Source organism: Streptomyces bambusae (genome assembly GCF_020532645.1).
GTDB classification, from domain to species: Bacteria; Actinomycetota; Actinomycetes; order Streptomycetales; family Streptomycetaceae; genus Streptomyces; species Streptomyces bambusae.
This window is the reverse complement of record NZ_JAJAUZ010000099.1, coordinates 1-23,644: the sequence shown is the minus strand read 5'-3', so window position 1 is coordinate 23,644 and position 23,644 is coordinate 1. Positions and strand designations below refer to the sequence as shown.

23 protein-coding genes and 2 tRNA genes are annotated in these 23,644 nt (G+C 72.9%); 10 read left to right on the top strand and 15 right to left on the bottom strand.

Annotated elements, in window-relative coordinates; genetic code table 11:
* The 5 genes from LG634_RS35890 to LG634_RS35870 form a co-directional block, all read right to left on the bottom strand.
* The coding region (locus LG634_RS35890; RefSeq protein ID WP_226740492.1) for an HD-GYP domain-containing protein at positions 1-1,327 on the bottom strand (1,327 nt) is incomplete at its 3' end.
* Between the two features lie 214 nt (positions 1,328-1,541).
* A complete protein-coding gene (gene rsrA / locus LG634_RS35885) occupies positions 1,542-1,859 on the bottom strand; it encodes a mycothiol system anti-sigma-R factor (protein WP_226740490.1) in 318 nt (105 codons plus the stop codon).
* Positions 1,856-2,500 carry a sigma-70 family RNA polymerase sigma factor gene (locus LG634_RS35880; RefSeq protein ID WP_372482559.1) on the bottom strand — a complete coding sequence of 215 codons (645 nt, stop codon included), beginning with the start codon at positions 2,498-2,500 and terminating at the stop codon, positions 1,856-1,858. Before LG634_RS35880 ends, rsrA begins: the two co-directional genes overlap by 4 nt.
* A gap of 338 nt (positions 2,501-2,838) precedes the next feature.
* Entirely contained in the window at positions 2,839-3,474 is a 636-nt protein-coding gene (locus tag LG634_RS35875) for an alpha/beta hydrolase family protein (protein ID WP_226740488.1), read from the bottom strand.
* 46 nt (positions 3,475-3,520) lie between these two features.
* Positions 3,521-4,336, bottom strand: coding sequence for an SOS response-associated peptidase (locus LG634_RS35870; protein WP_226740486.1), 816 nt, complete (start codon positions 4,334-4,336; stop codon positions 3,521-3,523).
* A gap of 53 nt (positions 4,337-4,389) precedes the next feature.
* Here LG634_RS35870 and LG634_RS35865 point away from each other — a divergent pair, with 53 nt between their 5' ends.
* The 4 genes from LG634_RS35865 to LG634_RS35850 all read left to right on the top strand — a co-directional run bounded on the left by LG634_RS35865 (position 4,390) and on the right by LG634_RS35850 (position 7,965).
* Complete coding sequence (locus LG634_RS35865; RefSeq protein WP_226740484.1) at positions 4,390-5,103, top strand: M50 family metallopeptidase; 714 nt, start codon at positions 4,390-4,392, stop codon at positions 5,101-5,103.
* 54 nt (positions 5,104-5,157) lie between these two features.
* Positions 5,158-6,495 (top strand): 3-phosphoshikimate 1-carboxyvinyltransferase, encoded by a 1,338-nt coding sequence (gene aroA / locus LG634_RS35860; protein ID WP_226740483.1) that lies wholly within the window; start codon positions 5,158-5,160, stop codon positions 6,493-6,495.
* Positions 6,496-6,499: 4 nt separating this feature from the next.
* Positions 6,500-7,510: a ribosome small subunit-dependent GTPase A gene (gene rsgA / locus LG634_RS35855; RefSeq protein WP_226740481.1), complete on the top strand. Its 1,011-nt coding sequence runs from the start codon at positions 6,500-6,502 to the stop codon at positions 7,508-7,510.
* A gap of 128 nt (positions 7,511-7,638) precedes the next feature.
* The gene (locus LG634_RS35850; protein ID WP_226740478.1) at positions 7,639-7,965 is read left to right on the top strand and encodes a DMT family transporter; all 327 of its coding nucleotides are present in this window, start codon (positions 7,639-7,641) and stop codon (positions 7,963-7,965) included.
* 22 nt (positions 7,966-7,987) lie between these two features.
* On the opposite strand, the gene LG634_RS35845 is transcribed toward LG634_RS35850, so the two are convergent.
* Entirely contained in the window at positions 7,988-8,533 is a 546-nt protein-coding gene (locus tag LG634_RS35845) for a TetR/AcrR family transcriptional regulator (protein WP_226740476.1), read from the bottom strand.
* A 147-nt stretch (positions 8,534-8,680) separates the two neighbouring features.
* Here LG634_RS35845 and hisN point away from each other — a divergent pair, with 147 nt between their 5' ends.
* Together hisN and LG634_RS35835 are read left to right on the top strand one after the other, a co-directional pair.
* A complete protein-coding gene (hisN, locus tag LG634_RS35840) occupies positions 8,681-9,481 on the top strand; it encodes a histidinol-phosphatase (RefSeq protein WP_226740474.1) in 801 nt (266 codons plus the stop codon).
* 196 nt (positions 9,482-9,677) lie between these two features.
* Positions 9,678-10,070 (top strand): CBS domain-containing protein, encoded by a 393-nt coding sequence (locus tag LG634_RS35835; RefSeq protein WP_226740495.1) that lies wholly within the window; start codon positions 9,678-9,680, stop codon positions 10,068-10,070.
* 66 nt (positions 10,071-10,136) lie between these two features.
* Here the strand turns inward: LG634_RS35835 and LG634_RS35830 are convergent, their stop codons facing one another.
* On the bottom strand, positions 10,137-11,606 hold the full coding sequence (locus LG634_RS35830; protein WP_226740472.1) for a catalase: 1,470 nt from the start codon (positions 11,604-11,606) through the stop codon (positions 10,137-10,139).
* A 130-nt stretch (positions 11,607-11,736) separates the two neighbouring features.
* Here LG634_RS35830 and LG634_RS35825 point away from each other — a divergent pair, with 130 nt between their 5' ends.
* Entirely contained in the window at positions 11,737-12,153 is a 417-nt protein-coding gene (locus tag LG634_RS35825; RefSeq protein ID WP_226740470.1) for a Fur family transcriptional regulator, read from the top strand.
* Between the two features lie 119 nt (positions 12,154-12,272).
* Here the strand turns inward: LG634_RS35825 and LG634_RS35820 are convergent.
* The 4 genes from LG634_RS35820 to LG634_RS35805 form a co-directional block, all read right to left on the bottom strand.
* Positions 12,273-12,346 (bottom strand) — tRNA-Met (locus tag LG634_RS35820).
* 81 nt (positions 12,347-12,427) lie between these two features.
* Positions 12,428-14,236 carry a tetratricopeptide repeat protein gene (locus tag LG634_RS35815; RefSeq protein WP_443729031.1) on the bottom strand — a complete coding sequence of 603 codons (1,809 nt, stop codon included), beginning with the start codon at positions 14,234-14,236 and terminating at the stop codon, positions 12,428-12,430.
* 202 nt (positions 14,237-14,438) lie between these two features.
* Positions 14,439-14,512 (bottom strand) — tRNA-Met (locus LG634_RS35810).
* Positions 14,513-14,558: 46 nt separating this feature from the next.
* A complete protein-coding gene (locus LG634_RS35805; protein ID WP_264204024.1) occupies positions 14,559-17,489 on the bottom strand; it encodes a UPF0182 family membrane protein in 2,931 nt (976 codons plus the stop codon).
* Between the two features lie 128 nt (positions 17,490-17,617).
* On the opposite strand from LG634_RS35805, the gene LG634_RS35800 reads away from it, so the two are divergent.
* Positions 17,618-18,193, top strand: a complete 576-nt coding sequence (locus tag LG634_RS35800) for a PPA1309 family protein (protein WP_372482558.1) — start codon at positions 17,618-17,620, stop codon at positions 18,191-18,193.
* Between the two features lie 25 nt (positions 18,194-18,218).
* Here LG634_RS35800 and LG634_RS35795 read toward each other — a convergent pair whose 3' ends face one another.
* The 4 genes from LG634_RS35795 to LG634_RS35780 form a co-directional block, all read right to left on the bottom strand.
* A complete protein-coding gene (locus tag LG634_RS35795; protein WP_226740462.1) occupies positions 18,219-19,304 on the bottom strand; it encodes a YlbL family protein in 1,086 nt (361 codons plus the stop codon).
* 21 nt (positions 19,305-19,325) lie between these two features.
* A complete protein-coding gene (locus LG634_RS35790) occupies positions 19,326-19,496 on the bottom strand; it encodes a hypothetical protein (protein WP_226740460.1) in 171 nt (56 codons plus the stop codon).
* A 170-nt stretch (positions 19,497-19,666) separates the two neighbouring features.
* Positions 19,667-20,131, bottom strand: a complete 465-nt coding sequence (locus LG634_RS35785; RefSeq protein ID WP_226740458.1) for a molybdenum cofactor biosynthesis protein MoaE — start codon at positions 20,129-20,131, stop codon at positions 19,667-19,669.
* Between the two features lie 114 nt (positions 20,132-20,245).
* Positions 20,246-21,391: an SDR family oxidoreductase gene (locus tag LG634_RS35780; protein WP_372482557.1), complete on the bottom strand. Its 1,146-nt coding sequence runs from the start codon at positions 21,389-21,391 to the stop codon at positions 20,246-20,248.
* 192 nt (positions 21,392-21,583) lie between these two features.
* Between LG634_RS35780 and LG634_RS35775 the strand changes: the two genes are divergently transcribed.
* Both LG634_RS35775 and LG634_RS35770 read left to right on the top strand, forming a co-directional pair.
* Positions 21,584-22,963, top strand: coding sequence for a zinc-dependent metalloprotease (locus LG634_RS35775; protein WP_226740456.1), 1,380 nt, complete (start codon positions 21,584-21,586; stop codon positions 22,961-22,963).
* Positions 22,960-23,505, top strand: a complete 546-nt coding sequence (locus tag LG634_RS35770) for an NUDIX hydrolase (RefSeq protein WP_226740455.1) — start codon at positions 22,960-22,962, stop codon at positions 23,503-23,505. The genes LG634_RS35775 and LG634_RS35770 overlap by 4 nt, the downstream gene beginning before the upstream one ends.
* The last annotated feature ends 139 nt before the right edge of the window (positions 23,506-23,644 follow it).

Below are 23,644 nucleotides of genomic sequence, written 5' to 3'. Positions count from 1 at the left end.
GCCCGGGCAGAGCGCCGGACGGGATCGCCTGGAGGTCGGCGTCGGTGGTCACCAGCGGCCGCCAGCCGTGCCGGTCGACGGCCCGGGCCAGGGCCGCCACCATGGCCGGGTCGAACTGGCTGCCGGCGCAGCGGGCCAGCTCGGACATGGCCACGGGCACCGGCCGGGCCCGGCTGTAGGAGCGGGTGGAGGTCATGGCGTCGAAGGCGTCGGCGACGGCCACCACCCGGGCCAGTTCCGGGATCTGGTCCCCGGTCAGGCCGTAGGGGTAGCCGGAGCCGTCGACGCGTTCGTGGTGGTGCAGGATCGCGGTGCGGGCCTCGTCGAGGAAGCCGATGCCGCGGACGATCTCGTGCCCGTACTCGGGGTGCAGCTCGATGGTGCGGCGTTCCTCGGGGGTGAGCGGGCCGTCCTTGCGCAGCACCCGGGTGGGCACGCCGAGCTTGCCGACGTCGTGCAGGATCCCGGCGATCCGGACCACCTCCAGCCGGTCGTCGGTCATGCCGAGTTCGCGGGCGATCAGCGCGGAGGCCTGGCCGACCCGCTCGCTGTGGCCGCGGGTGTAGCGGTCCTTGATGTCGACGGCCTGCACCAGGGCCCGGATGGTGGCCTGGTGGGCGGCGCGCTCGCGGTGGTACTGGGCGAGGGCCCAGCAGGAGATGCACATGGGCAGCAGCACCAGCAGCGCGGCCGGAACCCCGTACGGGCTGCGCCACATGACGGCCATCATCAGCCCGGCGAGGCCGTGCACGGCGTGCGGTGCCGGTCCTCCGGTCAGCAGGCCCCGCCAGGCGGTGCGGGCCGGGAGCCGTTCGGCGGCGGCCAGCACCCCGCCTTCGAGGGCGGCGAGCACCAGGCCGAAGACGGCCGCCGCGGCGGCGGCCGGGAGCAGCACGTACGGGAAGTCGGGGATCCTGCCGGGCCCGTGGCCGGCGAGCGCGGCCGGCCCGCCGAGCAGGGCGTACGCCTGTCCGGCCGCCCAGGCGGCGAGGGCCTGCTGGGCGGCGTGCCACACCCGGCGGACCGCGGCGGGCCGCCCGGCGGCCGGCAGGGCGAGGCCGCCGGGGACCGCCGCGAGCGCGGCGCCGGCGGGCGGCAGCAGGAACACGGCGGCGAGGACCACCGGGAGGGCGCCGGCGCCGTCGGGGACCCGGCCGCCCAGCAGCCGGGGGCTGCGCAGGAGTTCGAGGGCGGGGCCGGGCGCGGCGAGGAGCAGCAGAGCCGGCCAGGGCGGGCCGGCCGCGCCGAACGCGGGCGCGGCGCAGGCGATTGCGCCGAGAACGGCGCACACGATATAGACACGCGCCCCAGGCGGAAGCACCCGCACGGTGCCGCTCCTCCCCGTGTGCCCAAGCAGGTCGGGTACCGCATCACACGGCAGTACCGACTGGGGAGAATAGGGCGGGCCGCGGCGCCGACGCGGCCCATTCGGTGATTGCGCCGTCCGGGCGCCCCCGGATTAGCACCTTCGGGTGAACGAACGGCGGTGTGCCGGGGTGCCGGCGGTGTACCGGGGTGTGGCCCGGCCGTCGTCCGACGGCTCAGGTGGTGGCGGGACCGGCAGCCGCGGGGCCCGCGGTGACGTCGTGGTCGGGGACGGCCTCGCCGGAGCGGATCAGCTCGATCCGGCCCATCACCTTGGAGCGCAGGTCGCTGGGCACGTCGTCCGAGCCGCAGCAGCGCTTCACCAGCTTCTTCACGGCCTGTTCCAGGCCGTACTTCTCCAGGCAGGGATTGCATTCGCCGAAGTGTGTCTCGAACTTCGTGCAGTCGCTGTCCGGCATTTCGTGGTCGAGGAACTCGTAGAGATGGTCCAGGACCTCAGAGCAGTCCGTCTCGTGCGGCTCTCCGCAGCTCATGAGCCCGAGCCTTTCCGGTCGTTCGACTCTCCCGCGCCGGCCGGGACCAGCCCTCGCTCGCGGGCGTAGTCCTCCAGCATGCCGCGGAGTTGACGGCGGCCACGGTGCAGTCGCGACATGACCGTACCGATGGGTGTACCCATGATGTCCGCGATCTCCTTGTACGCAAACCCCTCGACGTCCGCCAGATAGACGGCGATGCGGAACTCTTCCGGAATGGCCTGGAGAGCTTCCTTCACGTCGGAATCGGGCAGGTGGTCGAGGGCCTGCGACTCGGCCGACCGCAGCCCGGTCGACATGTGCGACTCGGCGCGCGCCAGCTGCCAGTCCTCGATCTCCTCGGCGGCGCTGCGCTGCGGCTCGCGCTGCTTCTTGCGGTACGAGTTGATGAAGGTGTTGGTCAGGATGCGGTACAGCCACGCCTTGAGGTTCGTGCCCTCGCGGAACTGGTGGAACGACGCGTAGGCCTTCGCGTACGTCTCCTGCACCAGGTCCTCCGCGTCGGCGGGGTTGCGCGTCATGCGCAGGGCCGCGGAGTACATCTGGTCGAGGTAGCCGAGGGCGTCCCGCTCGAAGCGCTGGTTGCGCTCCTCGGTCGTCTCCTCCGCGCGGACGTCGTCGGTCCCGGAAACAGGACCCACCTCCTCCAAGACCGTGGCAGACCCGAACGCGGACCCGCTCGAATCGGAGAATACGCGACCATCCCGGCCGTCCGCCGCTCGAACGGCGGCCTTCTTGGGGGCCGCCTTGGGCGCCGCAAGCACCACCCACTCCAGGTCAGCGGCCTGCGGGCGGTCGGGGCAGATGGTCGAGCCCATGCGGTGCCTCTTCTCCTCTGGCTGTGCTGTACGTACCGACGTCCCGTACAACCGCCCGGGCCCCCAGCACATTCCCGCTCCGGGCGCCACTTGTGCGAGCTGCGTCACCGGGCGTCGGCTGCCGGTCACCGCGGCCGGCGCCCGGCGGCCGCCGCGGCGGCTCAGGGGAAGAGGCGCTCCAGCCAGTCGCCGACGGCGCCGGCGATCAGCTCCAGGGCGGCCTCCTGGGTGAGGCCGGCCTTCTTGGGGACGGCGAAGCCGTGGTCGGCGAAGGGCACCCCGACCAGCTCGTGGGTGCCGTCGGGGAACTCCTCGGGCCGCCCGAAGGGGTCCCGGCCGCCCTGCACCACGAGGGCCGGCAGCCCGGCGCCGGTCAGCTCGTCCGCGCGGGAGCGCTCGGGCCTGCCCGGCGGGTGCAGCGGGAAGCTCAGCGCGAGCACGGCCGCCGCCCCCAGCTCCGCGCCGGTGCGGCAGGCCACCCGGGCGCCGGCGCTGCGGCCGCCGGCGACCACGGGCAGGCCGGGCCCGGCGAGCGCCGGCCACAGCCCGCGCCAGCCGGTGTCCAGGGTCTTCGGGGCCGGCGCCACCTTCTTCCCGGCCACCCGCCAGGGCTGCTCCACCAGGGCCACGGTGAACCCGCGGCCGGGCAGCGCGGCGGCCAGTGCCTGCAGGTCGCGGGCCTCGATGCCGCCGCCGGCGCCGTGGCTCACCGCGAGCACGGCCCGGGCGTCGGGGCTGTCCGTCCAGGTGATCCGGGCCCCGCCGGCCGGGGTGGGAACGGTCTCGGTACGCGTCATGCGGCCATCCTGCCGGGTCGGGCCCTCGCCGGGCCGGGGCCCGGGGTCAGAAGAGGGTGCCGAGTTCCGGCGCGGCGAGTTCGCCGAGCAGCTCGGGCCCGTTGTTGCGGACGTTGCTGACGGCGGCGGCCACGGGGTAGGCGCGCAGCAGCCCGCCGGGCGGCGGCGCGAGCAGGCCGTGCAGCAGCCCGCCGCCGGTGCGGGCCGGGTCCAGCCAGGCATCCCAGCGGTCGGGGGTGAGCATCAGCGGCATCCGGGGGTGGATCTCGGCGAGGCTGTGCGGCCCGTCCTCGGGGACGGCGGCCAGCGGGGTGGTCTCGGCCTCGGTGGTGAGCACCGAGCAGGTGGCCCACCAGGCCTGCGGGTGGCCGTCGGGCAGGCCGGGGTCGCGCCAGAACTCGTAGATGCCGGCCATCGCGAAGACCGAGCCGTCGGCGGGCAGCACGAAGTACGGCTGCTTGCGGGGGCGCTTGCGGCGGCCCTCGACCTCCAGCTGCCGCTCGTCCGCGCCGGTGACCCACTCGTAGTAGCCGTCGGCGGGCACGATGCAGCGGCGCTGGGCGAAGGGGCCGCGGAAGGACGGCTTCTCGTGCACGGTCTCGGCCCGGGCGTTGATCATCCGGGCGGCGCCGTCGGGGTTCGGGGCCCAGGAGGGGACCAGACCCCAGCGCAGGACGCGCAGCTGGCGAACCGGACGGCGGTCCCCCGCGTCTTTCAGGGGACGGTCGAGCACGACGTGGACCTCCTTGGTGGGGGCCACGTTCCAGTCGGGGGCGAGGGTCTCCGCAGGCTCCCACTTCTCGATGCCGAAGTGTTCGACCAGGTCCTCGGGCCTCCGGCTCGCTGCATACCTACCGCACATGGCTGCCACACTGCCATGAGCGTCCCGCCCCACCGCAAGGAGTCCGCCACCTGATGGACAGCACCTCCCTCGGCAGCCTCTGGGACCGGCTCACCGGCATACAGGCGGCGCCCGCGCTCTGGCTGGTGATCGCGACCGGCGCCGCCGCGCTGGCCGTCGTCGTACCGCGCCCGCTGTGGCTGCTCTCCCGCAACGCGATCACCATCGCCCACGAGGGCGGCCACGGACTGGCCGCCGTGCTCACCCGGCGCCGGCTCAGCGGCATCCGGCTGCACTCGGACACCAGCGGGCTGACCGTCAGCCGTGGCCGCCCCACCGGGTTCGGCATGATCCTGACCGCCGCCGCCGGCTACACCGCTCCCCCGCTGCTGGGCCTGGGCGGCGCCTGGCTGCTGGCCTCGCACCGGGTGACCCTGCTGCTGTGGGTGGCGACGGCGCTGCTCCTCGCCATGCTGGTGATGATCCGGAACGCATACGGAGTGCTCACGGTGGTGCTCGCCGGCGGGTCGTTCCTGCTGGTGTCCTGGCTGGCGCCGGAGGGCGTGCAGGCCGCCTTCGCGTACGCGGTGGTGTGGTTCCTGCTGCTCGGCGGGGTCCGGCCGCCGTTCGAGCTGCAGCGCAAGCGGCGCCTGGAGGGCTCCCCGGATTCGGACGCGGACCAGCTGGGCCGCCTCACCCACACCCCCGCCGTGGTGTGGCTCGTCTTCTTCCACGTGGTCTCGCTCACCTCGCTGAGCGGCGGCGGCCGGTGGCTGCTCGGACTGTGAGACCGGACCGCCGGACAATCTGCCGGGGACTGCCCAGGGCCTAAAGTAAGGGCCATGACCTCGACAGCAGCGCCCCACGACCTCTGGCCCGCCCCGCTCGCGGACGGGCCCGTCCGTGCCACCGTCACCGTGCCGGGCTCCAAGTCGGTCACCAACCGTGCTCTCGTGCTGGCCGCGCTGGCCGCCGAGCCGGGCTGGGTGCGCCGGCCGCTGCGGTCGCGGGACTCCCAGCTGATGTCGGACGCGCTGCGGGCGCTGGGCGTGGGCATCGAGGAGACGGTGTCCTCCAGCTCCGCCGCGGGCGCCACCGGTGAGGCCTGGCGGGTCATCCCGGCCCCGCTGCGCGGCCCGGCGACCGTGGACGTGGGCAACGCAGGCACGGTCATGCGCTTCCTGCCGCCGGTGGCGGCCCTCGCCGACGGCACAATCCGCTTCGACGGCGACCCCCGGTCGTACGAGCGCCCGCTGGGCCAGGTCATCACGGCGCTGCGCGCCCTGGGCGCCCGTATCGACGACGACGGCCGGGGCGCGCTGCCGATGACGGTGCACGGCGGCGGGGCCCTGGACGGCGGGGTCGTCGAGATCGACGCCTCGAACTCCTCGCAGTTCGTCTCCGCCCTGCTGCTGTCGGCGCCCCGCTTCAACCAGGGCGTCGAGGTCCGGCACACCGGCGCGACCCTGCCGTCGATGCCGCACATCCGGATGACGGTCGAGATGCTGCGCGCCGCGGGCGCCCAGGTGGACACCCCGGAGTCGGGCGGCGAGAAGAACGTGTGGCGGGTCGCCCCCGGCGCGCTGCTCGGCCGCGACCTGGTCGTCGAGCCGGACCTGTCGAACGCCCAGCCGTTCCTGGCCGCCGCGCTGATCACCGGGGGCACGGTGACCGTTCCGGACTGGCCGCGCCGCACCACGCAGCCCGGTGACGCGCTGCGGACGATCTTCACGGAGATGGGCGGCTCCTGCGAGCTGACCGACGCCGGCCTGGTCTTCACCGGCACCGGCAGGATCCACGGCATCGACGTGGACCTGAGCGAGGTCGGCGAGCTGACCCCGGGCATCGCCGCGGTCGCCGCGCTGGCCGATTCCGAGTCCGTGCTGCGCGGCGTCGCGCACCTGCGCCTGCACGAGACGGACCGGCTGGCGGCCCTGACCGAGGAGATCAACGGGCTGGGCGGTGACGTCACGGAGACCGCCGACGGCCTGGTGATCCGGCCGCGGCCGCTGCGTGCCGGGGTGTTCCACACGTACGACGACCACCGGATGGCCACCGCGGGCGCGGTGATCGGCCTGGCGGTCAAGGGAGTGGAGGTCGAGAACGTGGGCACCACGGCGAAGACCCTGCCGGACTTCCCGCGGATGTGGGCGGACATGCTCGCGGGAGCGGGAGCGTAGCGCCATGCGCCGGTACGGCAAGCACACCGACGAGGACGACATCCGGTCCCGCCCGAACCCGAAGGGCAACCGGCCCCGGACGAGCATCCGGCCCAAGCACGAGGACGCGGCCGGGGGCTTCGTCCTCACGGTCGACCGCGGCCGCCTGACCTGCCTGGTCGAGGACCGGGTGGTCACCGCGATGAAGGCCCGCGAGCTGGGCCGCAAGGCGGCGGTCGTGGGCGACCGGGTGTGGATCGTGGGCGATCTGTCGGGGAAGAAGGACACCCTCGCGCGGATCGTGCGGATCGAGGAGCGCAAGTCGGTGCTGCGGCGCACGGCCGACGACGACGACCCGTACGAGCGGGTGGTCGTGGCCAACGCCGACCAGCTGGCGATCGTGACGGCCCTGGCCGATCCGGAGCCCCGGCCGCGCATGATCGACCGCTGCCTGGTCGCCGCGTACGACGCGGGGCTGGAGCCGCTGCTGGTGCTGACCAAGTCGGACCTGGCCTCCCCGGACAAGCTGCTGGAGACGTACGCCACGCTCGGGGTGGGCTACGTGGTCACCAACCGGGAGGAGCTGGCCGCCGGTTCGGCCGCCGACCGGGTGCGGGAGCGGCTGGAGGGCCGGATCACGGCGTTCGTCGGGCACTCCGGCGTCGGCAAGACCACCCTGGTCAACTCGCTGGTCGCGGCCGACCGGCAGCGGGCCACCGGGCACGTCAACGCGGTCACCGGCCGCGGCCGGCACACCACCACCTCGGCGCTGGCCCTGCCGCTGCCGGACGCGGAGGGCTGGGTGATCGACACCCCGGGCGTCCGCTCGTTCGGCCTGCACCACATCGAGCCCTCGCGGGTCATCCACGCGTTCCCGGACCTGGAGCCGGGTACGGAGGGCTGCCCGCGGGCCTGCAGCCACGACGAGCCGGACTGCGCGCTGGACCAGTGGGTGGCGGACGGTCTCGCGGATCCGGCCCGGCTGTTCTCGCTGCGGCGGCTGCTGGCGACGCGGGAGCGGCGCGAGGGCGACTGACCCGTCGGGGTGGGCTGCGGGACCTGCCCGGGTGCACCGGCGGGTTTGCCGGGTGCCGTGTCTGGTAAATGCATAATCGCACCAAAGTGGCGCGGAGCCGTGTCACGTGACGCGGGAGGGCATCCGACATGGCGTGGCTGCTGGTTGTCGTCGCGGGAATCCTGGAGACGGGTTTCGCGGTCTGCCTCAAGCTCTCCCACGGCTTCACCCGGCTGTGGCCGACGATCGCCTTCGCCGCCTTCGCCCTCGGCAGCTTCGGCCTGCTGACCCTGGCCCTGCGCAAGCTGGACGTGGGTCCGGCGTACGCGGTGTGGACCGGCATCGGGGCGGCGGGCACGGCGATCTACGGCATGGTCTTCCTGGGCGACCTGGTGTCCACCCTGAAGATCGTCTCGATTTCGCTGGTCATCATCGGGGTGATCGGGCTCCAGCTGTCCGGCAGCGGCGGCCACTGACCGGCCGCCGGCCCCCGCACGGTCACCAGGGCTGCGCGTCCGCAAGGCCCAGCAGGGCCCCGATCGCCTCCGCGTCGGGTTCGCCGTCGGGGGCGACCACGTAGGACAGCGCCACCCGTACGGCGAGTTCGCAGCGGCGGGCGCCGGCTTCACCGCCGGCGAGGGCGGCGGCCGCCCGGTCGGAGACGGTTCGGGCGAGGTCGGCGGGACCGGGCACGGACTCCGGCCGCCGCCGGGCCGGCAGCCCCTCCTCCCAGCAGCCGGTGAGCAGCGCGCGCAGCAGCGGATGGGCCCGGGCGGCCCGTACGGTCCACTCGGCGACCGCGAGCAGCCGCTCGCCGGGTCCGGCCGGGGCGCCGAGGGCGCGGTCCACGCCGGCGAGGTACCAGTCGGCCTCCCGCCGCACCAGCGCCCGGGCCAGGCCGTCCTTGCCGCCGAACTCGTTGTAGAGGGTCTGCCGCGACACGCCGGCGGCGGCCGCCACGTCGACCATCCGTACGGCGGGCCACGGACGGCCCGTCAGCGCCACCTGGGCGGCCTCGATCAAGGATTCCCGCGCTGCCGGCATCGTCGCCTCCCGCCCCCGCACTCCGTCCGGGGATCCTCAGCCATCTCCGCCAGAGTTGACGGGCCGTCGCATGCTGTCAAGGGGGTCCGCGGACCATGGCGTGGACACCGCGTGCTCCGGCCGCTTGTGTGCCGATACTGTTCGGCCATGCCCGAGTATGACGATGATCTGCGCCTTGCCCACCAGCTCGCGGACGCGGCCGACGCCGCCACGATGAAGCGCTTCCAGGCCCTGGACCTCAAGGTCGAGACCAAGCCGGACATGACCCCGGTGAGCGAGGCGGACAAGGCCGCGGAGGAGGTCGTACGGGCGATGCTGAAGGCCGCCCGTCCGGATGACGCGGTCCTCGGCGAGGAGTACGGGGTCGAGGGCTCGGGCCCGCGGCGCTGGGTGGTGGACCCGATCGACGGGACGAAGAACTACGTGCGCGGGGTGCCGGTGTGGGCCACGCTGGTCGCCCTGATGGCGCAGGACGCGGACGGCGGCTGGCGGCCGGTGGTCGGCGTGGTGTCGGCGCCGGCGCTGGGCCGCCGCTGGTGGGCCTCGGAGGGCGGCGGCGCGTACACCGGCCCCACCCCGGAGCAGGGCCGCCGGATCGGGGTCTCGCAGGTGGGATCGCTGGCGGACGCGTCGTTCGCGTACTCCTCGCTGAGCGGCTGGGAGGAGCAGGGCCGGCTCGACGGCTTTCTCGACCTGACCCGCAGCGTGTGGCGGACCCGCGCGTACGGGGACTTCTGGCCGTACATGATGGTCGCCGAGGGTGCGGTGGACCTGTGTGCGGAGCCGGAGCTGTCGCTGTGGGACATGGCGGCCAACGCGATCGTGGTGCAGGAGGCGGGCGGCCGCTTCACGGGCCTGGACGGCGTGCCCGGCGTGCACGGCGGCAACGCGGCGGCCTCGAACGGCCTGCTCCACGACGAGCTGCTGGGGTTCCTGAACCGGGGCTGACCGCCATCCGGCGCCGGCCCCGCGCCGGTGCCGGCGCCGGCGCCCGGGTCGCACGCCCGTCCGGGCGCATGCGCACCGTGCCCCCTTGTTCGCCCTGCGTGGCCGTGCCACTCTGAGAATCCCCCCGCTTGTGCGTTTGTGAATCCATTCTCGAACGCGGCCGGAGCGGGGGGAGCCCTAGGAGGTGGCTCTCTTCATGCTCGTCCGCGACGCCATGAGCACGCTGATCCTGACCCTCGGACCCGCCCACACCCTCCGGCAGGCCGCCTGCCTGATGTCCGGCCGGCGCGTCGGCGCAGCCGTCGTCCTCGACCCCGAGACCAGCGGGGTCGGCATCCTCACCGAACGCGACATCCTCAACTCGCTGGGCGCGGGACACGATCCCGACCGCGAGACGGTCGGCGCGCACACCACGAACAACGTGGTGTTCTGCACCCCCGACGCCACCCTTCAGGAAGCCGCCGAGGCCATGGCCCACGGCGGCTTCCGGCATCTGATCGTGCTCGCGGACGGCGGCCCGGTCGGCATCGTCTCGGTGCGCGACGTGATCCGCTGCTGGGTCCCGGCGCGGCGCACCGTGCCCGCGTGAAACGCCGGCGGGCCGGAACCCCCGCAGGGGACTCCGGCCCGCCGGCCCGCCTCGGCAGGGCGGCCGTCAGCCGCGCAGGGCCTGGACCGCGGCTTCCAGCCGCTTGCCGAAGTCCTCGTCCGCCTTGCGGAAGTTGCCGATCGCCCGCTCGGCGATGTCGTCGCGGGACACCTTGGCGATGAAGCCGGACAGGTTCTCGATCAGGCGGCCCCGCTCGTCCTCGGACATCAGCCGGTACAGGTTGCCCGCCTGCACGAAGTCGTCGTCCTCGGCATGCAGTGGCGCGGCCTGGTCGCCGGTCGTGCCGGTGACCGCGGAGCCGACCCACAGCGGGCGGCCGGTCTGCTGCGGGCCGCCGAACGAGTTGGGCTCGTAGTTCTTGGACCCGCCGTGGCGGCCGTCGTAGAGGAATCCGTCGCGGGAGTTGGTGCGCGCCTCGGTGGCGTGCGGGCGGTTCACCGGCAGGTGGTCGGCGTTGATGCCGACGCGGTAGCGGTGGGCGTCGCCGTACGCGAAGAGGCGGCCCTGGAGCATCTTGTCCGGGGACGGGCCGATGCCGGGCACGAAGTGCGCCGGGCTGAAGATCGACTGCTCGACCTCGGCGAAGATGTTCTGCGGGTTGCGGTTGAGCTCCAGCGTGCCGATCTCGATCGGCGGGTAGTCCTCGTGCGGCCACACCTTGGTGAGGTCGAACGGGTTGAAGCGGTAGCCCGCCGCGTCCGCCGCGGGCATGATCTGGACCTGGACGGTCCAGGTCGGGAACTCGCCGCGCTCGATGGCCTCGCGCAGGTCGCGCTGGTGCGAGTCCGGGTCCTCGCCGGCGAGCGCGTTCGCCTCGGCCTGGGTGAGGTTCTTGATGCCCTGGTCGGTCTTGAAGTGGTACTTGACCCAGAAGACCTCGCCTGCCTCGTTGTTCCACTGGAACGTGTGCGAGCCGTAGCCGTTCATGTGGCGGTAGGACGCCGGGATGCCGCGGTCGCCGAAGAGCCAGGTGACCTGGTGGGTGGACTCGGGGCTCAGGCTCCAGAAGTCCCACACGTTGTCGGCTTCCTGTGAGCCCGTGTACGGGTCGCGCTTCTGCGTGTGGATGAAGTCCGGGAACTTGATCGCGTCGCGGATGAAGAAGACCGGGGTGTTGTTGCCGACGAGGTCGTAGTTGCCCTCTTCGGTGTAGAACTTCAGCGCCCAGCCGCGCGGGTCGCGGCGCGCGTCGGCGCCGCCGAGGCTGTCGGCCACGGTCGAGAACCGCAGGAACGTTTCGGTCTGCTTGCCGACCTCGGAGAGGAACGCGGCGCGGGTGTACTGCGTGACGTCCGCGGTCACGGTGAACGTGCCGTACGCGCCGGCGCCGCGGGCGTGCACGACGCGCTCCGGTATGCGCTCGCGGTTGAAGTGGGCGAGCTTCTCCAGGAGGAGCTGGTCCTGCACCAGAACGGGACCGCCCGCGCCCGCCGTCTCGCTGTTCTGGTTGTCGGCGACCGGAGCACCGGCCTCGGTGGTGAGCGGTCCCTGCGTCACGTGCGCCTCCTGCGTCATGTCCTGCCGTCCTGTCCTGTTCGTTCGCCGGAACCGATCCTACAATAGACATTGTCTAAGTCAAGTAAGGATCCAACTCCACACCGGTTCGGGATCTACACACGGTCCCTTCGCTGTTAGGCTGGCGTTTATGAGTGACCTGCTGGAACGACTTCGCGGCCGCGGATGGCGCATGACCGCACAGCGGCGTGTCGTGGCCGAGGTGCTCGACGGTGACCACGTGCACCTGACGGCCGACGAGGTGCACGCGCGCGCCGCGGCCAAACTGCCCGAGATCTCCCGGGCCACCGTCTACAACACCCTGGGCGAGCTGGTCTCCCTCGGCGAGGTGCTGGAGGTCGCGACCGACCGCCGGGCCAAGCGCTACGACCCGAACGCCCACCGGCCGCACCAGCACCTGGTGTGCGCGCAGTGCGGCGCGATCCGCGACGTGCACCCGGCCGGCAACCCGCTGACCGACCTGCCGGAGTCCGAGCGCTTCGGGTTCCTCGTCTCGGACGTCGAGGTCACCTACCGCGGGATCTGCCCGAACTGCGCCGGCGCCTGACCGGCCGCGCACGCACGAAGCCCCCTCCGCGCCTGGCGGAGGGGGCTTTTCGTTCTCACGATGCCCGGACATGCGAGAAGGCCCGGATCCAGTTCCCTGGATCCGGGCCTTCTCTTCAGTAGCGGGGACAGGATTTGAACCTGCGACCTCTGGGTTATGAGCCCAGCGAGCTACCGAGCTGCTCCACCCCGCGTCGGTGAACCCCACGTTACGCGATGCCCGTGACCAGGTGCAAATCCATTGCGGCGGCCCCGCCGGGCCCCGGCCGCGGAGGCTACGCGGTCAGCTCCTCCTCCAGGGCCTCGCGCAGCCGCGCCGCCCGCTGGGCCACCTCGGCGGGGCCGAGCTCGACGGCCCGGGCGCACCACTTGCGGGCCTCGTTGAGGTCACCGTGGCGGGCGGCGAGCAGGCCGAGGCGGAGTGCGGCCCGGCCGTGGCCGGCCACGGCGGCCCGGGTCCACCACAGGGCGGCCTCCGGTTCGCTGCCTTCGCGGGCGAGCAGCAGGCCGAGGTTGAAGGCGCCGTTGCGGCTGCCGGCCTCGGCGGCCTCGCGGTACCAGCGGGCGGCGGTGCCGAGTTCGCCGCGGCCGGCCGCGAGCATGCCGACGCGGACCTGGGCGCGCCGGTGCCCCTGCTCGGCAGCCCGCTCGTACCACTCCTCGCTCTCCGTCCTGCCGGGGGCGGGCTCGCCGAGGGCGGGCGGCTCGGCGGGCGGCGCGAGGGATTCGAGCAGGGCGGCGAGCCGGAAGGCGGCCTCGGCGCTGCCGCCGCCGGCAGCGCAGCGCAGGTGCCGCTCGGCGGCGCGGTCCTCGCCGTCGCGGACCAGGGCGATGCCGACCTGGAGGGCCGCGTCGGTGTGGCCGGCGGAGGCGGCGCGCTCGTACCACTTCAGGGCGGTGCGGTCCTCGTCGCGGCCGGCGAAGAGGATGCCGAGGTTGAAGGCGGCGTCGACGCTGCCGGCCTCGGCGGCCTTGGAGAACCAGGGCTCTGCGCCGGCCGCGTCACCGACCTGCAGGAGCAGGATGGCCAGCGCGTTCGCGGCCTCGCGGTGCCCGGCGTAGGCGGCGCGCCGGTACCACTGCTCGGCCTGCTGCATGCGCTCCTGGGCGGCGCAGAGCAGGCCGAGGTTGTAGGCGCCGTTGTCGTCGCCGGCGTCCATCGCGGCGCGGTACCACTTCTCGGCGGTCTGGGTCTCGCCGCGGGCCGCGTGCAGGGCGCCGAGCGCGTTGGCCGCGTTGCCGTCGCCGTCCTCGGCGGCGCGCAGCCACCAGGTCGCGGCGCCTTCCTCGTCGCCGGCGTCGCGCAGCAGGAAGCCGAGGGCGCAGGCGGCCCGGGCCTCGCCCTGCCGCGCGGAGGTGAGGTACCAGCGGCCGGCCTCCTTGAGCTCGCCGCGGGCCTCCAGCAGGGTGCCGAGGTGCAGGGCGGCGCGCCGGTGGCCGCGGGCGGCGGCCTGCCGGAACCACTGCTCGGCCTCGCTCTTGCGGTCCCGGCGCAGCAGGCGGGCCAGCCGGTAGGCGGCCTCGCGGTGGCCCTGCTCGGCGGCGGCGCGCAGCCAGCGCTCGGCCGTGCCGTCCCCGCGGTGCTCCAGCAGGTCGGCGAGGGCGTAGGCGCCGAGGACGTGGCCGGATTCGGCGGCCTGCCGGAGCCAGTACTCGGCGGCCGGCTCGTCGCCGCGCTCGCGGTAGTGGCGGCCGAGGGCGTGGGCAGCTGCGGAGGAGCCGGCGACGGCGGCGACCCGCCACCAGCCGGCGGCCTCCTCGGCGCGGCCGCGCTGGTGCAGCAGGACGCCGAGGTTGTTGGCGGCGGCGCGGTCGCCGACGGCGGTGGCACCCCGGAGGTAGGGTTCGGCGCCGTCGAGGTCACCTCGGCGCAGGAGGGAGGCGCCGAGCACGCTCATGGAGCCGGTGTCCCCGGCGTCGGCGGCAGCGCGGTGCCGTGCCTCCAGCTCCGCGTCGGCCACCGCCTCGGTCATGGCGGTGTCGACTGCCTCGGCCAGGAGTGCCTCGGTACCCGTGGTCTTGTTCTCGTCGGATTCCGCCCGCACAAACCGCCCTGTCTCCAGCAGAGTTGACCTGTCCCCCATAAATCCCATCGTCGCATCACCTGCAACCCGCGTACACCTGGTATGTCGCAGCCAGTGAGGTCACTACAGCGTTTTGTCGACATGCCCACAGAGTGACAAGTCAAACACGCTCCCGCGGGAAGTCACCCCGACCGGGTGACACGTCAACGAGCGGGCACATGACGAAGGCCCGGATCCAGGGGATCCGGGCCTTCGTTCGGAGTAGCGGGGACAGGATTTGAACCTGCGACCTCTGGGTTATGAGCCCAGCGAGCTACCGAGCTGCTCCACCCCGCGTCGGTGAAACCACCGTATCACGACGCGGGGTGGAGCCTCGAACCGATTAACCGCCGGCCGGTGGCGACGGCGATCCGGAGGCGCCCGGGACCGGGGCCTTCGGGGTGCCGCCCGGCTTGGGCGGGACGGTCTTGGACTCGGCTTCCTGGGCCCTCTTGAGGGCGGCCTCCAGGTCGTCCTGGGCCTTGCCGTAGGCGGCCCAGTCACCGGCCTTCATGGCCTTGTCGGCCGCTTCGAGGGCGCGGGCGGCGTCGGCGAGCGCCTGCTTGACCGTCGGGTCGCCCGGGGTGGTGGGCGTGGTCGGCGGCTTGGTGGTGCCGTCGCCCGGCGGGGTGGTCGGCGCCTCGGCCCCGAAGACCACGTTGAGCGCCTTCTCCAGGGTGTCCTCGAACGCCGTCTGGCCGCCGTAGGTCACGAGGACCTTCCGCAGCAGCGGGTACTTCAGGCCGCCGCCGCGGACGTAGACCGGCTCCACGTAGAGCATCCCGCCGTCGAGGGGCACCGTGAGCAGGTTGCCGTACTCGACTTCGGAGTCGCCACCGCGCAGCAGCCTGATCGACTCGGCGATCTTCTGCTCCGAGTTGAACTGGCTCTGGACCTGCTTGGGTCCGGCCACGGTCCGGCTGGTCGGCAGTTTCAGGATCCTGATCTTGCCGTAGTCGGAGGTGGCCGGGTCGGCGTTGACCGCCATGAAGGCGCTCAGGTTGTCGCGGCCGTTGGGCGTGAAGGTGGTCGTCAGCGAGAACACCTGGCCCGGGTCCGGCTGCCCCGGCATCTTCATCGACAGGTAGTACGGCGGGACCGCGTTCTCCGCCTTGGTGGTCGGGTCGTCCGGGACCGCCCACACCTCCGAGCCGCTGAGGAAGGTCTGCGGGTCGGTGACGTGGTAGCGGGTCAGCAGCTCGCGCTGGACCTTGAACAGGTCCTGCGGGTAGCGCATGTGCTCCATGAGCGACTTCGGGATCTCGCTCTTCTCCAGGACGGTGTCCGGGAAGGCCTTCATCCAGGTCTTCAGGACCGGGTCCTGGGTGTCCCACTGGTACAGCCGCACGGTGCCGTCGTAAGCGTCGACGGTGGCCTTGACGGAGTTGCGGATGTAGTTGACCCGGTTCTCCTGGGCGACGACCGCGCGCTGCTGGTTGGTGAGCGAGTCGGCCGTGGTGTCGCCGAGGGTGGTGCGCGAGGCGTACGGGTAGCCGTTGGTGGTCGTGTACGCGTCGACGATCCACTGGACCCGGCCGTCGACCACGGCCGGGTAGGCCGCGCCGTCGATGGTCAGCCACGGGGCGACGGACTCGACGCGCTCCTTGGGCGTGCGGTTGTACAGGATGCGCGAGCCCTCGCCGATGGCCCCGGAGTAGAGGATCTGCGGCTCGCTGAAGGCGAGGGCGTACGCGGCCCGGTTGACCGGGTTGTCGAGGCTGACGCCGCTCTTGCCCTGGTAGCTCGTCTCTTTCTCGCCGCTGTCGTCCGAGTAGTCGAGCTCCTTCTGCGGGCCGCCGACGATCGAGTACTGCTTGGTCGTCTCGCCGTAGTAGATGCGCTGCTCGAAGTCCGTGCCGAACTCGCCGCGGGAGGGCAGGTCGGACTGGACGAACACCGGGCGGCCCTCGCGGTCGGCCTCGGTGCCCTTGGCCGCGACCACGCCGTAGCCGTGGGTGTACTTGAAGTGGTCGTTGATCCAGTTGTTCTTCGGGATGCCCGCGAGGTTCAGCTCGCGCAGCCCGATGACCGTGTCCTGGCCCTTGTACCGGTCCACGGCGAGCGTGGACGGGAAGCCGTAGTAGCCCTTGATCTGCTGGAGCTGCTGGAACGTCGGGGAGACGATGTTGGGGTCCAGGAGCCGGATGCTCGCCGTGGTGTCGGCGGACTTCCGCAGCGCGGCCTGGTCCTTGGTGCCGCTGACCCCGGGGTACTCCTTGACCTCCGAGCCGGCGATCCCGTACGCCTCACGCGTCGCCTGGATGTTCTTCTCGACGTACGCCGACTCCTTGGCCTGCTCGTTCGGCTGGACCTGGAACTTCTGCACGATCGCCGGGTACAGCCCGCCGATCAGGATGGCGGACAGCACCATCAGGCCGAAGCCGATCACCGGGAGCTGCCAGGTGCGGCGCCACAGCGTCGCGAAGAACAGCACGGCGCAGATCGCGGCGATGCAGAAGAGGATGGTCTTGGCCGGCAGGTAGGCGTTGGCGTCGACGTAGCGCAGGCCCGTCCAGTTGTCGGCGGCCTTGAAGTCGCTGGACTTCACGGCCAGGCCGTACCGGTCCAGCCAGTACGCGACCGCCTTGAGGGCGACGAACAGGCCGAGCAGCACCGACAGGTGCCCGGTGGCCGCCGAGGTGGCGCGGGCGCCGGGGCTGGTGATCCGCAGTCCGCCGTACAGGTAGTGCACGACGGCGGCGGCGATCAGGCAGAGCACGACGGCGGCGAAGCCGAAGCCGAGCAGGAAGCGGTACCAGGGCAGGTCGAAGGCGTAGAACGCGACGTCCAGCCCGAACTGCGGGTCCTTCTTGCCGAACTTCACACCGTTGACGTACATCAGCCAGGTGCGCCACTGGCCCGCCGCGGACGCGCCCGCGATCAGGCCGACCAGCGCGGCGATGCCGATGAGCAGCCACTTCTTGAACGGCGCGATGCCCATGCGGTAGCGGTCGAGGCTCTGCTGCTCCGGCGACATCGCGCTCAGCGGCGGCCGCAGCCGGTGGGCCAGCCAGATGTTGAACCCGACGGCCGCGGCCATCAGGAGTCCGAACACCGAGAACAGTCCGACCTTGGTCCACAGGGTGGTGGTGAAGACGGTCGAGTAATGGACGGAGCGGTACCACAGCCAGTCCGTCCAGAAGCCCGCGAACATGATGAACGCCATGGCCAGTACGGCCAGGACGCCCAAGGTCATCAGCAGGGTCCGGGCACGCCGGGACGGGCGGCCGACTCTGATCCGTGGCCCGGAGGGGCCTCCGCCGCGGTCCGGCATCTGGAAAGCCAAGGTGCGCACCTCGAAGTCGCTGTGTCTTTGTCGGACGGGCCCCCGATCGTAGAGCCCACTCCTGCAACTTACTGAGGCTTTAGTCAGTTCCCGTTATGACCCCGGAAGGAGGCAGGATGTTGCCCATGTCCAACCTTTCCTCTTCCGGCACTCCGATGGCGGCCAGCCCGCTGACCCGTGCCGTACTCGAAATCGACGAATACGCGGCCGGCATGGGCTGGGACCAGCCCGCCCGGTTCTTCGCGCTCGTCGACACCGCGCAGCTGCGCGCCCAGGAGCCGCAGCTCGCGGCCCAGCTCGGCCTGGACGAGCCGCAGGCCGAGACCACCGGCCCCTCCTACACTCCGATCCTCCAGGACGAGGTGCCGGCCGGCACCGAGCTGGACCGGTTCCTGGGCACCGTGGCCTGGCCGGACGCCGTGGTCGGCTGTGCGCTGACCGTGGAGCGGCTGATGCTGCCGCCGTCCGCGGAGGCCAACGTTCCGCAGGACATGGACGACAAGCAGCTGGCCGCGTGGGTGGCCGGGCACCCGGAGCGCCAGGAGGTGCGGCTGACCGTGGGCGTGCTGCGCGACGGCGCCCGCGAGTCGGCCGTACGGCTGCGCGACAAGGACGCGGCGAGCGAGGTGCTCACCGGGTCCGACCTGGTGCCGGGGCTGGCCGACGCGCTGGCGGCGACCTTCGAGGCCTGACGGCCGCTGCTCTCGGGGGGCGCGGTCAGCGGCTGCACTGCGGCAGGCCGGCCGTGTCCCCCTTCGCGATCTTCTCCAGGGACTTCCGGGCGTCGGCGATGGTGTCGACCTTCACCAGGGTCAGGCCGTCCGGGACGTCGGCGGCGGCCGCGGCACAGTTCGCGGCGGGGGTCAGGAACCAGCGGGCGCCGGCGTTCCGCGCGCCGATGGTCTTGAGCTGGATGCCGCCGATCGGGCCGACCTTGCCGGCGTCGTCGATGGTGCCGGTGCCGGCGATGAACTTGCCGCCGGTGAGGTTCTGCGGGGTCAGCTTGTCGACGATGCCGAGCGCGAACATCAGGCCGGCGCTGGGGCCGCCGACGTCCGCCAGCTTGATGTCGATCTTGAACGGGAAGGTGTGGTCGGTCGCCGCCCGGATGCCGACGATGGCGTGCCCGTCGTCCTCCGCGGCCTTGGTGGTGATGACGACCTGCTCGGTGACCTTGGGCTCGCGGCGGGCCGCCTCGGCCGCGGCGGCCTCCTTGGCCGGGACGATAGTGAACGCGACCTTCTCACCGGCCTTGTGCTTCGTGACGAGCCGGGCCACGTCCGCGGGGCCCTTCACCGGGCTGCCGTCCACGGCCCTGATCACGTCGCCGGCGTGCAGCCGGCCCTCGGCGGGGCTGTCCTTGACGACGGTGCCGACCACGACCCGGGCGGCGACCGGGACGCCCAGCTCCCGCAGCGCGGCGACCTTGGCGCTCTCCTGGGACTGGCTGAACTCCTCGGCGTTCTCCTGGGTGGACTGCTCTTCGGTCTTGCCGTCCGGGTAGAGGTTCTCGTGCGGCACTACCACGTTGTCGTGGGAGAGCCAGCCGTAGACGGCTTCCAGGAGGTTCATGTCGTAGTCCGCGCCGGTGACGCGGACCGTCGTCATGTTGAGGTGCCCGTCGGTGGGGTACGTCTTGTGGCCGGAGATCTGCAGGACCTCCTCGCCGCCGGACTTGCCGAGCGTGTTCACCGTGGGTCCCGGGCTCATCTCGGAGTACGGGACCTTGATCATGACCCCACAGATGAGGAACGCGAAGAGCATGAACACGGAGGCGAGCATCGTCGCGGTGCGGCGTGGCATGGAACGACAGTACGGGACGGGTCAGAGGGCGTCGGAACCGGAGTGTTCACGGTCCATGGCCTCGCGGAACCGCGCATAGCCGGCGAGCTCGGATATGTCGCCGGAGGTGCGGTCGCGTGCGGCCCAGCTCGCCCATATCGCCACGCCGACGGCGGCGAACAGCGGAATCAGCAACCACGCCAGTGACGCCATTCCGTGCCTCCCTACCCCGGGATCGACCGCGATCGACCGCAACTGACGGATGTTGCAGCTAACGCTGGTGCCCTGAGCGGGGTTACGCAAATCGGGGCGGGACCCCGGCGGGATCCCGCCTTCGGGGCGGTCCGCCGGGGGCTCGGGCCGGGGCCGGTGCGCGGCGCGCTTCAGCAGGCGCCGACCCACTCCTCGGTGCCGTCGGAGAACCGCTGGTGCTTCCAGATCGGCACCTCGTGCTTGAGGTCGTCGATGAGCATCCGGGCGGCTTCGAAGGCCTCGCCGCGGTGCGGGCAGGAGACGGCGACGATCACCGCGATGTCACCGACGGCCAGGTCGCCCACCCGGTGCACGGCGGCCAGCGCCCGGACCGGGAACTTGTCGACGACCCGCTGCGCCACCCGGCGCATCTCGTCCTGCGCGGAGGGGTGGCAGGAGTAGCCGAGCGCGTCCACGTCCGCGCCGCCGTCGTGGTTGCGTACCGTGCCGACGAAGAAGGTGGTGCCGCCCGCGGCGGCGTCGCCGACGGCCCGGTGCACCTCGTCGAGGGAGAGCGGGGTCTCGCGGATCTCCAGCAGCCGGATCGGGTCCGCTGCGGCCTGCTCGCCGGGGTGGTCGAAGGTCGGTGCGTCCATGCCGTCCATCGTGCCCTACCGCTCTGACTTCGTGGAATAGCCGATTCGACCGGGGCCGGCGGGTCGCCGATGGAGCCTCCTACAGGACCCGCGGCCGGGCGGCCGGCGGCCGGGTCAGATGCCGCGCCGCCGGCGGGCCCGCCGGACCACCGCCGCCGCACCCAGCAGGGCGACCGTGGCGCCCGCGGCACCGGCCGCCGTGGCGTCCTTGCGGCCCAGCCGCCGGCCCGCGACGGTGTGCCGGCCAGCAGCCTCCTGGAGCAGCTCGGCGAGCACCTCCTCGTTGGTCCACCGCGGCCGCCAGCCCGCCGCGTGCAGCCGGCTGACGCTGACCACCCACGGGTGCATCGTGTACGCGAGGTCCCCCGCCGGGGACGGGGTGAGCCCGATCCGGTGCAGCCGGGCGGCGGCGCCCAGCGCCACGGCCGACGGCAGCTCCATCCGGCGGATGCCGCTGAGCTCCTCGACCTCCTCCTGCTCCAGCCAGCCCTCGCAGCCGACCGCCAGCTCGCCCTCGACCTTCTCCAGCGCCGCGTACTCCAGCGCGCTGACCAGGTCCTCGACGTGGCAGAACTGCCAGGTCGGTCGGGAGCCGGCGACCACCAGCAGCCGCGGCGACTCGAAGTAGCGGGTCAGGGCGGTGTCGGTGCCGCCGACCAGGACGGCGGGCCGTACGACGGTCACGTTCAGGCCGGGGTGCGCGCGGGGCGCCCGGCGGCCCAGCCGCTCGATCTCCAGCAGGTCGCCGACGCCGGTCGCCTCGGCGGTGGCCCGCAGCTCGGCGTCCTCGGACAGCGGGATGTCGTTGTCCGGCAGCGCCCCGTAGACCATCGCGGAGGTGCACAGCACGACGCGGTGCACCCCGGCCGCGGCGGCGGCGGTGAGCACGGTCTGGGTGCCGCGCACGTTGTACGCCGTACGGGCCGCGGGGTCGCTCTCCAGGTCCAGGTCGAGCGCGAGGTGGACGACCACATCGGCGCCGCGCAGCTTGTCGGCGATCGCCGGGTCGCGGACGTCGAGGACGTGCCACTGGGCGGCCGCGCACTCGCCGCGCCGCTCGTCGATCGCCACGACCTGCTTGACCTCGTCGGACTCGGCGAGCCGCTGCACCAGGGCGGCGCCGACGCCCGAGGCGGCGCCGGTCACGGCGATCACGGGGCCGCGCAGACCGCCGTTTCGCCGCGGGCGAACGTCGTCGCCGTGCCCGGGGCGCAGCTCGGGGTCGTGCACTGCTCGAACCTGAGGATCAGGGGAACTCACCGGGCGTCTCCAGCGGTTGTCTTCAGTAGGTGCGCGTCCTGACGCGTACGTACCAGGTGATGTCCATCCTGCCGCAGCCCGGCGACGGGCGGAGCACCGAGCCCGGATCCGGGTCCGGTGTCTACGCTGGTTGTGTTGTCGGACCACCGCCGCCGGCAATCCGCCAGGCGGCCCTACGAGCCGAGGAAACCCGTGAGTGACACCCCATTCGGATTCGGCCTTCCGCCGGAGGAGCCGGAGAACGGCGACGAGGGCAGGAAGGGCGGCCAGGGCGGCCCCGCGAATCCGTTCGGGTTCGGTGCGGCCGGTCTGCCCGGCGGTGCGGACAATCCGTTCGCCGCGATGTTCGGTTCGATGAACCCGAACGACCTGGGCGCCGCGTTCCAGCAGCTCGGCCAGATGCTGAGCTACGAGGGCGGTCCCGTGAACTGGGACATGGCCAAGGACATCGCCCGCCAGACCGTCGCCCAGGGCACCCCGGACGGCGTGAAGGACGCCAGCGTCGGGATCGCCGAGCGGTCCGCCGTCGAGGAGGCGGTCCGGCTGGCCGACCTGTGGCTGGACGGCGCGACCTCGCTGCCGTCGGGCGCCGGGGTGGCCGTGGCGTGGAGCCGCGCCGAGTGGGTCGAGGCGACCCTTCCGGTGTGGAAGGAGCTCGTCGACCCGGTCGCCGAGCGGGTCGGCGCGGCCATGGGCAGCGTGCTGCCGGAGGAGATGCAGGCCATGGCGGGCCCGCTGCTCGGCATGATGCGCTCGATGGGCGGCGCCATGTTCGGCCAGCAGATCGGGCAGGCCGTGGGCACCCTGGCGGGCGAGGTCGTCGGTTCCACCGATGTCGGCCTGCCGCTGGGCCCGGCGGGCAAGGCGGCGCTGCTGCCGCTGAACATCGAGGCGTTCGGCAAGGACCTGGGCGTGCCCTCGGACGAGGTGCGGCTGTACCTGGCGCTGCGCGAGGCGGCCCACCAGCGGCTGTTCGCGCACGTGCCGTGGCTGCGCGCGCACCTGTTCGGCGCGGTCGAGGGCTACGCCCGCGGCATCAAGGTCGACACGTCGAAGCTGGAGGACGTGGTCGGCCGGCTCGACCCGTCGAACCCGGAGGAGCTGCAGGAGGCGCTGCAGGGCGGCATGTTCCAGCCGCAGGACACCGAGGAGCAGAAGGCCGCGCTGGCCCGGCTGGAGACGGCGCTCGCGCTGGTCGAGGGCTGGGTGGACGCGGTGGTCCACGAGGCCGCGAAGCCCCGGCTGACCTCGGCGGACGCGCTGCGCGAGACGCTGCGGCGGCGGCGTGCGACGGGCGGTCCGGCGGAGCAGACGTTCGCCACGCTGATCGGTCTGGAGCTGCGGCCGCGGCGGCTGCGGGACGCGGCCCGGCTGTGGGCCTCGCTGACCGATGCCCGGGGCGTGGACGGCCGGGACGCGCTGTGGGAGCACCCGGACATGCTGCCGACGGCGACCGACCTGGACGACCCGGACGGTTTCGTCCACCGGGAGCAGCTCGATTTCTCCGAGCTGGACAAGATGCTCGGCGAGGCGGCCGAGAAGCGCGACGAGAACGGCGAAGACGAGAAGTGACCCTGTACGACGACGCGGTCCGCGTCCTGAAGGAGTATGACCGGCACGGCGACGCGGACGGCGACCAGGCCGCGCTGCGCGAGCTGTACCTGGAGCACCTGGCGGCGCACCCGGACGGGATGGGCAAGCCGTGCACGGCCGGGCACCTGACCGGCAGTGCACTGGTGATCGACCCGGCGCGCGGGCGGGTGCTGCTGACGCTGCACCGCAAGCTGGGGCTGTGGCTGCAGATGGGCGGCCACTGCGAGCCGGGTGACGAGACGATGGCGGACGTGGCGCTGCGGGAGGCCCGGGAGGAGTCCGGGATCGCGTCCGGGCTGACGCTGCTGCCGGGCGGTCCGGTGCGGCTGGACCGGCATCCGATCCCGGCGCCGTGCAACTGGCACCTGGACGTGCAGTACGCGGCGCTGGCTCCGGCCGAGGCGGTCGCGGAGATCAGCGACGAGTCGCTCGACCTGCGCTGGTTCGCGTACGACGAGGTGGCCGCCGTCGCCGACACGTCGGTGGTGCGTCTGCTGGAGGACACGCTGGCGCGGCTGTGACGCAGCGGTGTGCCGCGTCGCGGTACGGCTGTGGTGTGAACGGCCCGGAGGGCGGTCCCGCGGGGTGCGGGGCCGCCCTCCGGCGTTGCCGTGGCGGGGGGGGGGGGGGGGGGGGGGGGGCCCGGGGGGGGGGGGGGCG